At 42.9% G+C, this 12,843-nt stretch carries 11 protein-coding genes; 10 read left to right on the top strand and 1 reads right to left on the bottom strand.

Annotated features, from left to right (window positions below):
* The first annotated feature begins 306 nt into the window (after window positions 1-306).
* The 7 genes from gatC (at window position 307) to rho (ending at window position 9,181) form a co-directional block, all read left to right on the top strand.
* Window positions 307-603, top strand: coding sequence for an Asp-tRNA(Asn)/Glu-tRNA(Gln) amidotransferase subunit GatC (gatC, locus tag HXT29_RS05225; RefSeq protein WP_004105888.1), 297 nt, complete (start codon window positions 307-309; stop codon window positions 601-603).
* A gap of 3 nt (window positions 604-606) precedes the next feature.
* Window positions 607-2,148, top strand: coding sequence for an Asp-tRNA(Asn)/Glu-tRNA(Gln) amidotransferase subunit GatA (gatA, locus tag HXT29_RS05220; RefSeq protein ID WP_004105890.1), 1,542 nt, complete (start codon window positions 607-609; stop codon window positions 2,146-2,148).
* A 33-nt stretch (window positions 2,149-2,181) separates the two neighbouring features.
* A complete protein-coding gene (gene gatB, locus HXT29_RS05215; protein WP_064340578.1) occupies window positions 2,182-3,681 on the top strand; it encodes an Asp-tRNA(Asn)/Glu-tRNA(Gln) amidotransferase subunit GatB in 1,500 nt (499 codons plus the stop codon).
* A gap of 256 nt (window positions 3,682-3,937) precedes the next feature.
* On the top strand, window positions 3,938-4,846 hold the full coding sequence (locus HXT29_RS05210; protein WP_064340577.1) for a GNAT family N-acetyltransferase: 909 nt from the start codon (window positions 3,938-3,940) through the stop codon (window positions 4,844-4,846).
* On the top strand, window positions 4,846-5,160 hold the full coding sequence (locus HXT29_RS05205) for a DUF2469 domain-containing protein (protein ID WP_004105898.1): 315 nt from the start codon (window positions 4,846-4,848) through the stop codon (window positions 5,158-5,160). Before HXT29_RS05210 ends, HXT29_RS05205 begins: the two co-directional genes overlap by 1 nt.
* Before the next feature lie 91 nt (window positions 5,161-5,251).
* Window positions 5,252-6,871 carry an NAD(P)/FAD-dependent oxidoreductase gene (locus tag HXT29_RS05200; protein WP_032835339.1) on the top strand — a complete coding sequence of 540 codons (1,620 nt, stop codon included), beginning with the start codon at window positions 5,252-5,254 and terminating at the stop codon, window positions 6,869-6,871.
* A gap of 339 nt (window positions 6,872-7,210) precedes the next feature.
* Window positions 7,211-9,181 carry a transcription termination factor Rho gene (rho, locus tag HXT29_RS05195; protein WP_004574201.1) on the top strand — a complete coding sequence of 657 codons (1,971 nt, stop codon included), beginning with the start codon at window positions 7,211-7,213 and terminating at the stop codon, window positions 9,179-9,181.
* A gap of 96 nt (window positions 9,182-9,277) precedes the next feature.
* Here rho and HXT29_RS05190 read toward each other — a convergent pair whose 3' ends face one another.
* Window positions 9,278-10,483, bottom strand: coding sequence for a pyridoxal phosphate-dependent aminotransferase (locus HXT29_RS05190; protein WP_415705762.1), 1,206 nt, complete (start codon window positions 10,481-10,483; stop codon window positions 9,278-9,280).
* Window positions 10,484-10,765: 282 nt separating this feature from the next.
* Here HXT29_RS05190 and HXT29_RS05185 point away from each other — a divergent pair, with 282 nt between their 5' ends.
* The 3 genes from HXT29_RS05185 (at window position 10,766) to fbaA (ending at window position 12,777) form a co-directional block, all read left to right on the top strand.
* On the top strand, window positions 10,766-11,227 hold the full coding sequence (locus tag HXT29_RS05185; RefSeq protein ID WP_004105907.1) for an Lrp/AsnC family transcriptional regulator: 462 nt from the start codon (window positions 10,766-10,768) through the stop codon (window positions 11,225-11,227).
* Between the two features lie 5 nt (window positions 11,228-11,232).
* On the top strand, window positions 11,233-11,574 hold the full coding sequence (locus HXT29_RS05180; RefSeq protein WP_004574199.1) for a chorismate mutase: 342 nt from the start codon (window positions 11,233-11,235) through the stop codon (window positions 11,572-11,574).
* Between the two features lie 147 nt (window positions 11,575-11,721).
* A complete protein-coding gene (gene fbaA / locus HXT29_RS05175; protein ID WP_422111983.1) occupies window positions 11,722-12,777 on the top strand; it encodes a class II fructose-bisphosphate aldolase in 1,056 nt (351 codons plus the stop codon).
* Window positions 12,778-12,843: the final 66 nt, after the last annotated feature.

Here is a 12,843-nt window from a genome sequence, read left to right as displayed (position 1 = left end):
TAATGCTGAAATACCAACACTTTTTGGTTACGTCAGTTTTGTTGTTTCGGCGTGTTGACAGATAAAATGAACGGATTTTACGTATTTTGATTCGTGATAATTTTGTGAAAATATATGCAAAATATTTGTGCAAGTATTATTTAGTGTTACGCATGCGCAATTTTTAATTGCTTCAGTCTTAAAAAATTAATTTGTAGTACTTTCTCAATAAAACAAAAATAATCAACAAATAACTCTCGTAAAGCTTTTATCCACATTGCTTTTTTCTACTAACGAAGGTCACGTATCACACATATAGTTGAGGTTATGCCTACATTCACACGCGAAGAAATTGAGCATTTGGGCGTTTTGTCCCAGATTGCTTTAAGCGACGAAGAAATCAGTCGCTTGCAAGGCGAATTAAACGTCATTGCAGAATCTATTAATAAAGTGCAGGAAGTTGCTGGCGAAGATGTGCCACCTACTGCAAATCCAGTGCCTTTGGAAGCTTATTTGCGTCCAGATGAGCCTGCTACACCTTTGACTCAAGAAGAAGCTCTTTCGGATGCTCCTAGAAGTGAGTCTGGCATGTTTGTAGCGCCTCGAATTTTGGGGGAGGAATAAAACATGACTAATACTCAAGATTTGGTAAAACTTTCTGCTGCCGATATGGCAAAGGCTGTAAAAGCTAAAGAAGTTTCTAGCCGTGAACTTGTTGAAGCTCACTTGGCAGTCATTGAATCTGCAGAGCCAGAAATTAAGGCATTTTTGCATGTTTCTGCAGATATTGCTCTCGAGCAGGCAGATGCTTTTGATGCTAAGAACGCTAAGGGTGAGACTGAAGGATTGCCTGAGTTGGCTGGTGTGCCAATTGCCATTAAAGACATGATTGTCACTAAGGGCATTCCTACTACTGCAGCATCGAAGATCCTCGAAGGCTGGGTTCCACCTTACGATGCTACTGTTATTGAAAAGCTCAAAGCAGCTGGCATGCCAATTCTTGGCAAGACTAATTTGGATGAGTTTGCTCAAGGTTCTTCTACAGAACATTCTGCTTATCAAACTACTTGCAATCCTTGGGATACTGAGCGTGTCCCTGGCGGTTCTGGCGGCGGCTCTGCAGCTGCTGTTGCTGCATTCGAAGCTCCTATTGCTTTGGGTACAGATACTGGTGGTTCTATTCGCCAGCCAGGTGCTTTAACTGGTACAGTCGGCGCAAAGCCAACTTACGGTGGTGTTAGCCGTTTTGGTGCAATCGCTATGGCAAGCTCTCTCGACCAGATTGGACCTGTTTCTCGTACCGTTCTTGATTCTGCGCTTTTGCAGGAAATTATCGGCGGTAACGATAGGCGCGATTCTACTTCTATTCCAGCTCCTGTTCCTCCAATGGCTCAAGCTGCTCGTGAGGGCGCTCGCCGTGATTTGAAGGGCTTGAAGGTTGGTTTAGTTAAGGAGCTTAGCGGTGAAGGCTTCCAGCCAGGCGTTGAAGCACGCTTTAATGAAGCTGTGCAATTGCTTAAGGATATGGGCGCAGAGGTTACGGAAGTTTCTTGCCCTCACTTCCCTTACTCTTTGGCTGCTTATTACATTATTATGCCTTCAGAAGTTAGCTCTAATTTGGCTCGCTACGACGGTATGCGCTACGGTTTGCGCGTCATGCCACCAGCAGACAAGCCTCAGACTGCTGCAAATATGATGGCTGCAACTCGTGAAGCTGGCTTTGGCGACGAAGTAAAGCGTCGTATTATTCTCGGCACTTACGCACTTTCCGCTGGCTACTACGATGCTTGGTATGGCTCTGCACAAAAAGTTCGTACGCTTATTATTCGCGATTTTGAAGAAGCGTTTAAGAAAGTAGATGTTCTTGTTTCTCCAACAAGCCCTACAACGGCATTTAAGTTTGGCGAGAAGATGGATGATCCACTTTCTATGTACATGAACGATATTGCTACAATTCCTGCAAACATGGCTGGAGTTCCTGCTTTGAGCCTCCCAGCTGGCTTAAGCGACGACGGTTTGCCTGTTGGCATTCAGATTATTGCTCCGCAATGCCACGATGAAAAGATGTACAAGCCTGCAGCAGCGTTGGAAGCAGCGCTCGAAGAGCAGTGGGGCGGTCCAATTTGGAAGTCGCTTAAAGCTGGTTGGCTCGATTCATTGGCTAAGTAAAGTGAAGTAAAGCTTAAGTAAGAAGGATATCTAATGGCTGAAAAACTTATGAAATATGCCGATGCTGTTGAGCAATTCGATCCAGTATTCGGTTTGGAAACTCACGTTGAGCTTTGCACTCGTACGAAGCTGTTCTGCCCAGCAGAAGTATCTTTTGGCGGTGAGCCAAATACTCAGCTAACTCCTGTAAGCCTTGGTTTGCCAGGCTCTTTGCCAGTTGTAAACAAGACTGCAGTTGATTATGCAATTAAGCTTGGTTTGGCTTTACATTGCGAAATTGCTGAGTGGAGCCAGTTCGCTCGTAAGAACTACTTCTACCCAGATATGCCTCGCGATTATCAGATCTCCCAGTACGATAAGCCTACTAATGGCAACGGTTACTTGGATGTTGAGCTGGAAGACGGCACCGTGTTCCGTGTGCCGATTGAACGTGCTCACATTGAGGATGATGCTGGTAAGAATACTCACGTTGGCGGCGCTGACGGCCGTATTGAAGGCGCAAATCACTCTTTGGTTGATTACAATCGTGCAGGTGTGCCTTTAATCGAGATTGTAACTAAGCCAATCGAAGGTGCAGGTAGCCGCGCTCCAGAAATTGCTGGTGCTTATATGCGTGCTATTCGCGATATTGTTCGCGCTCTCAACATCTCTCACGCTCGTATGGAGCAGGGCAATATGCGTGCTGACGTGAACGTTTCGCTCCGTCGCAAGCCAACCGATCCATTTGGTACGCGTTCAGAAACTAAGAATGTGAACACATTCCGCGGTATTGAAAAGACGCTGCAATATGAGATTCGTCGTCAGGCTGCTATTTTGAGCGAAGGCGGCGAGATTTTGCAGGAAACTCGTCACTGGGATGAGGCAACTCAGACCACTGCTGGTGGTCGTGTGAAGTCGGATGCTGACGATTATCGCTACTTCCCAGATCCTGATTTGGTTATGCTTCACATCACTAAAGAGCATATTGAGCGAATGAAGGCGCAAATGCCGGAAATGCCTCGTGAGCGCCGTAACCGTTTGCAAAGCGAATGGGGTATTAGCGATCTTGAAATGCGCGATATTTTGAACGCAGATGCTCTTGATTTGGTTGAAGAAACCGTTAAGGCTGGCGCAAGTGCGGCAGGTGCTAAGAAGTGGTGGCTTGGTGAGCTTGCTCGCGAAGCAAACACTCGTGGCGTGACTTTGGAAGAATTGCCTATTACTCCGCAAGATGTGGCTGAAGTTGAAAAGCTAATTGCAGACGGCAATCTTAACGATAAGCTCGCTAAGCAAACTGTTGCATGCGTTTTGGCTGGCGAGGGTAAGCCTGATGAAGTTGTTAAGAAGCACGGATTTAAGGTTATGAACGATGACGGTGCTTTGGAAGCTGCTGTTGACGCTGCTCTTGCTGCTGATCCTGAAGTTGCAGAAAAGCTTAAGGCTGGAAATATGAAGCCGATGGGTGCAATTATTGGTGCTGTTATGCGTGCAACTAAAGGTCAGGCTGATGCTAAGGCTGTTACTAAGATTGTGATGGCAAAAATCAAAGGCTGAAAAGTGCCGTAAAGGCTGAAAAATTTAATATTTGATAACGCTAATGTATAAACGTAAAAGCGTAATCAATATTCAAAAGTAAGTGCTGCGTACTTGCTGCATACTCAAATCAGATTTGTTTGTGTAGCAGGTGCGCAGAATTTACTATTTATCAACATTGCGAGGCATTTTTCGTCTTCTGGATTATCATATATTATGCGATGTGAGAATTATGCGAAGGGCTTAATTTTCAAAGGCACAATACAAGTAGGTGACTATGCAACAAACCAATGATGGTGTTATTAACTCTCGCGAGTTACCAAAATCTATAGTAATTCCTCAAATTCGTGGAGAGATGGCGCACCTTCGTCCAGCTACGTGCGATGATTTTCAAAGAATGGATGATTTGTGCGCATTTGATGGTGCTGCAGTTATTACTGGAAAGGATGCTAATTCAGAGCGTTCTATGGTTCATTCGTGGGTTGAAAGCTCTATGCAATGGACTAAAGATAGTCTTATTGGCGAAAATCCTTCTGAATCTTGTCGTTTTGCTGGCGATGTTCAGTTGCGTCACACTATTGCGTGGGCGATTGTTCCTGATGTTTTGGATGATTCAAATAACGCTTCCGGCGATATTATCGGCATGATTTTCCTTATAGATATTGACGGATGGTCTCGCAGTGCTCGAATTCAAGTTGTTTTAGGCAAAAATTATCGAGGAAGAGGCTATTCGCGCGACGCAATGCCTAGGGTTATGACTTATGCTTTTGCATCAGAGCCGACTGGTCTAGGGTTGCATAGAATTTGGGTAGGAGTTCCGGCAACTAATACTCGCTCACTTTCTGTATATCAATCTCTTGGATTTGTAAAAACCGGCACTGCGCGCGACGCATTATGGGATGCTCAAAATCAAAAATATCAAGATTTTGTTGTAATGGACACTCTTGTAGATGAATATGATGCCATTCGTTCGCTGGATGCGTTTGGTCTACACGTTATTGAAGAAAATCCTGGTGTAATCGAAGCTTTGAGCGCGCATGAACATTCTGTGGCTATACCTGTGCATCGTGATAATCTTGATGAAGCATGGCCGTACAATGCAAACGTCTCTGAAGGAAGTTCATCAAAAAAAGCTTGGTGGCGCATTATAGGTCGTGGACGCAAACGTAATACGGAAGGTAAGTAATGAGCGCCGAAGATCTCGACAACTATGAAACCGATGCAGAACTTGCGTTATATAAAGAATACCGTGATGTTATTAAGCTTTTTACTTATGTCGTAGAAACAGAGCGACGATTTTATTTAGCCAATAAAGTCGATTTTAATGTGCGTTCAGCAGGTCAGGATGTTTATTTTGATGTTCAACTTACAGACGCTTGGGTATGGGATGTTTACCGCCCTTCGCGTTTTGTTAAAAATGTCCGAATAGTAACTTTTAAAGATGTAAATGTTGAAGAAGTACAGAAAACAGACATTGACATTCCTGAATCTATCGCGTGATGCGCGTATGCTCAATAAGGATATATAGAAATTGCTTACCTAGCACGCAAAGTGTTTTCGTAAAAATTTGATGTATTAAGATGGAGGACAAGTGACGGATACACAATCCCCAAAGGAATCTGTGGTAATTATTGGTGGCGGTCCGGCAGGGTTGACGGCAGCCTGGGAACTCGTTAAGGATGGTGGATCTAGCCGCTACGACGTAACAGTGCTCGAAGCCACGCGTGAATTTGGCGGTATTTCGCGTACTGTGAAGTATAACGGCAATCGTATGGACATCGGCGGTCATCGTTTCTTCTCAAAAGATGACCGTATTATGCAATGGTGGCGTGAAATGCTGCCTCTCCAGGGTGCGCCTTCATATGATGATAAAAAGCTTGGTCGTCATCACGATTTGGAAGCAGGTGGACCTGATCCTGAAGTTGAAGATGAAGTGATGTTGAAGCGTCATCGCGTTTCTCGTATTTTCTGGAATCATCATTTCTTTGATTATCCAATTTCTCTTTCTGCAGCAACCTTGCGCTCTATGGGCTTTATTTTGACAATGAAAGTTGGCTTCAGCTATTTGTGGTCTATGATTCACAAATTGCCAGAAACTAATCTTGAGAATTTCTACATTAATCGTTTCGGCAAGAAACTTTATTCCATGTTCTTTGAGGGCTATACAGAGAAGCTTTGGGGTAGGCATCCAAGCCAGATTTCTGCCGATTGGGGTGCTCAGCGCGTTAAGGGTTTGAGCATTGTGGAAGTGTTGAAGAATGCTTTTTCCAAGCTTTTCCCTAAGAAAAAAGGCAAAAAGAAGGAAGTAGAGACCTCATTAATTGAGGAATTCTGGTATCCAAAGCTTGGTCCTGGTCAGTTATGGGAAACAGTTGAGCGCCGTTGCCGCGAAAACGGTGCTACTGTGCGCACAGACGCAAAGGTAGTTGCTATTAAGCAAGCAGACGGAAAGATTTCCAGTGTTGTAGTTGAAGATGCAAATGGAGAGCGTTCAGAATTGCACGCCGACCAGTTTATATCTTCTATGCCAATTAAGGATTTGGTAGCTGCTCTTGAGCAGGGTGCAGATGGTGACGAAAAGGCTGAAGTTCCAGCAGAAATGCAACGCGTTGCCAAGGGTTTGCCTTATCGCGATTTTGTGACTGTAGGCTTGCTTGTTAAGCGCGTGCGTCTGCGTAATACTACCACTATTCCAACGCTTGGTAATCCTCCTATTGTTCCTGATTGCTGGATTTACGTGCAGGATCCTGGATATAAAGTCGGACGTTTGCAAATCTTCAACAACTGGAGCCCATATCTCGTTAAGGATGTTGATAACACTGTTTGGATCGGTCTTGAGTACTTCTGCGAAGAAGGCGACGACTTCTGGAATATGAGTGATGATGATGCTCGTAAGATGGCTATTGACGAGTTGACTCGTATGCAGGTTATCAATGGTGAGGAAGACGTTCTTGATTCTCATCGTGAGCGAGTGCCAAAGGCATATCCTGCTTACTTTGACACATACGCTCAGATGCCTGAATTGATTGATTATCTTGATGGCTTCGGCAATTTGTATTGTGTTGGTCGCAATGGACAGCATCGTTATAATAACCAAGATCATTCAATGGCAACTGCTATTGAGGCTGTAGAAGATATCCGAACTGGAGAAACTTCTAAGAAGAACGTGTGGTCTGTTAACACTGAAAAGTCGTATCACGAAAAGAAGTAGTAATTAATTCTCGTATAAATTTGAGCGTTTGATTTTAAAGCGCAAATAATTTAGCGATATAGCGTCAATAATACTGGGTGTTACCCATATTATTGGCGCTTTTTGTTTATTCTAATATCGCTTTAAAAGCTTTATAAAAATTGTAATAAAAAATACTAAATACTATGGCGCGTCGCGTTGTACAGCGTCGTATAGCTGTAGTAGCATACATAATGTTCGTTGTTATGTACATATGAATTGTTATGAAATGGCAGCGAGTTCGTGACGGATTTTTCCGTAATCTTCCATGTAAAGACTTGCCGGGGCTCTATTCCGTGTGAGTTAAGGAAAGGTAAAATTGTGGCAACAGGCCAGAATCTTGAAAAAATGAAGCTTTCAGAATTGAAAGATCTTGCAAAACAGATGGGTTTGCGCGGAACATCTACAATGCGTAAGCCTGAGTTGGTGGCTACACTGACGGCTGCTCGTAATGGGGGAGAAGCGCCTGCAGGTGTAAGTGTTCGTGTTCCTCGTGATGTTGTAAATCCTAATAAAACTGCAGATACTAGTACAGATATAGAAGATGCTGGATCATCGAAAGACAATAGTGATTTAGAAGCATTAGAAGTTTTGGTTCCCAATGCTACTTCAGATCGTCGCTATAGAGACGAAGAAGATTTTGGGAATAAAAATTATCGACGCGATGCGAATCGTAATAATACATTCCAGCGTCGTCGTTCCTCAGAAGATCGTAATGATAATCGCGATCGTAGAGAAGATGGTATGGACTCGCATGAGTTGGATCAAATTTTGGCAACATTGCCTGGTGAAGATTCTCATGCAGAGGGTGAACCGCGTCGTCAGCGTGTAGCTTCTCGTGACTTTGATAGAGAAGAACAACAAAATCGTGCTGATCGTTTCCAGCGTCGTATGCGCGGTCGTGCACGTGATTACGATGAGTCTCGTTCAGATTATTCAGATCGGCAGAATCGTTCAGAACGCATGGATCGAGTAGAACGTGAAGATCGTGATGAACGTCGTGCTGAGCGTGGAGAACGTCAAGATCGTAACGATCGCAATGTTCGTCTTGATCGCGATGCACGTGATGCGCGCGATGCTCGCGAAGAGCATGATTTACGCGAGCCTCGTCGTGAAGAGCCTCAGGAAGAGCTCGTGCCAGTAGCTGGAATTGTTGATGTCTTAGAATCTTACGCATTCGTGCGCACTTCTGGTTATTTGCCTGGTCCTAACGATGTTTATGTTTCAATGAGCCAAATTAAAAAATATGGCTTACGTAAGGGTGATGCAGTTCAAGGCTCCATTCGTGCTCCTCGCGAAGGCGATCGTCGAAATCAGCGCCAAAAGTTTGTTCCTTTGCAAACAATCGATAGCATTAATGGAATGAGCGTTGAAGAAGCTCAGTCTCGACCGCAATTTGCTAAGTTGACGCCGTTATATCCGCAGGAGCGTTTGAAGCAAGAAACTACTCCGAATCGCATGTTGGGACGTGTTATTGATTTAGTTGCCCCAATTGGTAAAGGCCAGCGCGGTTTGATTGTGTCGCCACCAAAGGCTGGTAAAACCATTACTCTTCAGAATATTGCAAATGCAATTACTACAAATAATCCTGAAGTGCATCTTATGGTTGTGCTTGTAGATGAGCGCCCAGAAGAAGTTACCGACATGGAACGTACTGTGCAAGGCGAAGTGATTTCTTCTACATTCGATCGTCCTGCAACAGATCACACTACTGTTGCTGAGCTTGCTATTGAGCGCGCTAAGCGTTTGGTTGAGCTTGGCCAGGATGTTGTGGTTTTGCTTGATTCTATGACTCGTTTGGCTAGAGCTTACAATATTGCAGCTCCTGCTTCTGGTCGTATTCTTTCCGGTGGTGTTGATGCTCAAGCGTTGTACCCACCAAAGAAGTTCTTCGGTGCTGCTCGAAATATTGAAGACGGCGGCTCTTTGACGATTATTTCTTCTGCATTGGTTGAAACTGGCTCTAAGATGGATGAAGTAATCTTCGAAGAGTTTAAGGGCACTGGAAATATGGAATTGCGCTTGAGTAGAGATTTGGCTGATAAGCGTCTCTTCCCAGCGGTAGATATTAATGCTTCTGGAACTCGTCGCGAGGAGTTAATTACTCCAGCTGCAGATTTGCCAGTTATTTATCGTTTGCGCCGTCTCTTTGGTGGTCTTGAGGCAGAGCAAGCGTATCAGACTTTGATTCCTCGATTGAAGAAAACTGCTTCAAACCGTGATTTCTTAGCTGCTATAACTCAACAAACTGGCACTGCTACGAATAATTCTTCTTCTACGACTATTGCGTAGTTCTTATTTCGTAAGGAATTAAAATTATTGCCCTTTGGATTATCTACCAAGGGGCAATAATTTTATTTATATTTATATTTATTAATAACTAATATTTTATGCAGCATGTAAAGCTTGTTGCGCAAGTGCAAATTTGCTTATGCGCGCTACGCCTTCTTTAAGTTCTTCTGCTCTTCCAGCGTAAGATAGTCGCACGAATCCGCTTCCTTCTGCGCCAAAGGCTTCTCCTGGTACAACAGCAACTTTTTCTTCATCTAAAAGTTTTTTGCTAAATTCTTCTGAACTTAAACCAGTTGGTCGAACGTCAACAAAAACGTAGAATGCACCTTGAGGCTCTATAAGACGCAATGCATTGCAATTTGCCAATCCGTCTATAACAAGCTGACGTTTTGCGCGATATTCTTCTCTCATTTCGCGCACGTGATCTTGCGGACCTGTTAATGCAGCTACGCCGCCATATTGTGCGGTAGAATTTACAGAAGAATGCATCATTTCTGCAATTTTGCTGGTTTGCTCAATAACTTGACTTGGTGCAAGAATATATCCAATTCTCCAGCCTGTCATGGCGTAAGTTTTCGATAAACTTTCTACAATAATGGTTCGTTCGTGCATTCCTTCAGCTGCTGCAATAGATGGTGCTACAGCATTTCTGCAAGGTTCAGTTTCTGGATTGCTTGCGAATACGAATGGATGGTAGACTTCGTCAGAAATTACCCAAAGATCAAATTCTTGGCATAATTTTGCAATTTTTTCGAGTTCTTCTGCGGTTGTTACTGCACCGGTTGGGTTGCATGGAGAATTGATAATGATGGCTTTAGTGCGTGGTGATATAGCTTTGCGTATTTCTTCTGCATTAATATGCATTCCATGTTCTGGCTTAAGGGCTACAGTTACTGGAATTCCTTCGCACATTAGCACTTCTGCATCGTATGATGTGAAGTATGGAGATGGAATAATAACCTCATCTCCCGGATCTATTACTGATTTAATAGCTAAATATAATCCAATAGTAGCGCCGTCAACGGCTTGAATTTCTGTGTCTGCGTTGTAGTTTAAACCTTTTACTCTATTCGTATAATTTGCAGCTGCCTCGCGGAATTCTGGTATGCCTAAAACGTCTGTGTATTTTGTTTTTCCCTCTCGTAATGAGTTGCACGCGGCTTCAACAATGTGTGAGGAAGCAGTTTCGCCTGGTTCTCCTAGGCATAGTGAAATAGCGTCTGGTATTTGTTCTACACGGTCAAATACATCTCTAATACCTGAACGAGGTATTGAAATTGCATGTTTCGCTACTTTTGCCATGCTGTGCTCCTTTTTGATTGTTGGTTTTGATTTTATAAGAATAATCTTTAAAGGTTATAGGTTTCGTTTATACGCTTATTATGCGAATTGTACAACACTATTACGGCTGATGTTAAAAGAAAAAATTATTTTTAACGTAATAATTTGTATTTTTTATTATTTTTTGAATAAATTTGTTCTTTTTCTGTAAAAAATACTGTACCATAAAAGAGACTGCAATGTGGCGCTACATAGATTCGTTTTAGATTCTCAATTCAGCGTCGACTGGAGAATGGAGGACGTATGGCTGGAAATCCTCATAAAGCTGAAACTAGTATAGCTATGGATTCAACTGATGCAATCATTGTTGATATTCTCGAGCATGATGGCCGAGCGACGTTAACTCGTTTGGCTAAGGCTTCGGGTTTGTCTGTTTCTGCGGTTCAATCTCGAGTGCAAAAGCTTGAGCGTAAAGGTGTTATTACCGGTTATCGCGCGTTAATTGACTATGAGCGTCGTGGTTTACCTGTAAGTGCATTTGTGTCTGTTACGCCACTTGATTTTGGGCAGGAAGCTACAATACCTAACAAATTGCGTGATATTTCTGGTATTGAAGCTTGCTATTCGATTACTGGTAGTCCAAGTTTTATGCTGGTAGTGCGTGTTGCTACGCCAAGCAAATTGGAAGAACTTATTAATACCATTCATCGCATAGTCCCTGTCAGTACAGAAACAACTATGGTTCTGCAAACATATTTCGATTAAATAATATGTGTGATTTTTCTGAAACAACGGTTGACGCGCGCGATACATCTCTTACGACATGTTGCAAAGTTGCTGCCGAGGAGATTATTGTGTTGCGTCAATCTGTTGATAATTTTGATAATGCAATAATTGCGCTGCTTGCTGAGCGGTTTAAAACTACGAAACGAATTGGTGAGTTGAAGGCTGAAGCTGGATTTGCTCCTGAGGATTCTAAAAGAGAGCAGCAGCAAATAGAAAGTTTGCTAAATATTGCGGAAAATGCCGGATTAGATTCTTCGATTGCGTTGAAATATCACGAGTTTGTTGTTACTGAGGCTAAAAAACGTCATCAGCAAATGCAGTTTTGAGATTAGATGTTTCTGTTATTTTAATTGAGCTGAACTATAGAATCACAATCAGTTTGTAGATTTTGAAGATAGATTTTCGCATACCAGTATGTAATGTTTTTGTGCATATGCATAGCTATCTGAGTAATAAAGGCGGATAATACAAGTATGACTATTGCAACTGTTGAACGTTATGCGCATATGCTTGATGCTGCAAGTCGAGGTGGCTACGCATACCCTGCTATCAATGTTACTAGTACGCAAACTCTTAATGCAGCTTTGCAGGGGTTCGCTCAAGCTGAATCTGATGGCATTATTCAAGTTTCTGTCGGTGGTTCTGCTTATTTTTCAGGTCAATCTCTCAATAATCGTGTTGTTGGTTCAATAGCATTTGCAAAGTTTGCGCACGAAGTGGCAGCTCAATACCCTAATATTACTATTGCGCTTCATACAGATCATTGTGCTGAGCGATATTTAGATGGTTGGATTAAACCACTAATTTCTTATGAAACAGAACAAGTCAAAAAAGGCGAAGAGCCGTTATTCCAGTCGCATATGTGGGATGGTTCAACAGTGCCTTTGCAACATAATCTAGACGTTGCAGAACAGTTGCTTGACGCTTCGCAAAAATCTCGCACAATTCTTGAAATTGAGATTGGTGCTGTTGGCGGAGAAGAAGACGGGCATCGTGCTGATATTGACGAGAGATTGTATTCTACGCCTGAAGATGCTTTGCGTGTTGTAGATAAGCTTGGCTTGGGTGAACGTGGCAGGTATATGGCAGCGTTTACTTTTGGCAACGTTCATGGAGCCTATAAGCCTGGCGTTGTAAAACTGCATCCTAAATTATTGCAAGAAATCCAAAAAACTGTATATCAGAACTATCAAAATATTTGTGATACTCGCACCTTTGGCGCTTCTAAAAAGCCGTTCCTGCTGGTATTTCATGGCGGATCTGGTTCTACTGCTCAAGAAATTGCTGAAGCTGTGCGCTACGGCGTAATTAAAATGAATATAGATACTGACACTCAATATGCTTTTACTCGTGCAATTGCTGGTCACATGTTCAGTAATTATGACTCTGTTCTTAAAATAGACGGAGAAGTTGGCGAAAAGAAGTTATATGATCCTCGATCTTGGGGTCGTGAAGCCGAAAAAGCCATGGCTCAGCGTGTAGTAGAAGCTTGTGTGCAGTTAGGTTCTGCTGGTAAAGCACTGAAATAGTAAATTTTTTAATTTTATATATTTCTTTTTCTTATTCGGTAGTGGCATAGAGATAGTCTTAACAGG

Origin of the sequence: Gardnerella sp. DNF00550 (genome assembly GCF_049262685.1) — a bacterium.
Taxonomy (GTDB): Bacteria; Actinomycetota; Actinomycetes; order Actinomycetales; family Bifidobacteriaceae; genus Bifidobacterium; species Bifidobacterium leopoldii.
The sequence above is the reverse complement of the archived record's forward strand: the minus strand, read 5'-3'. Positions and strand labels throughout refer to the sequence as shown.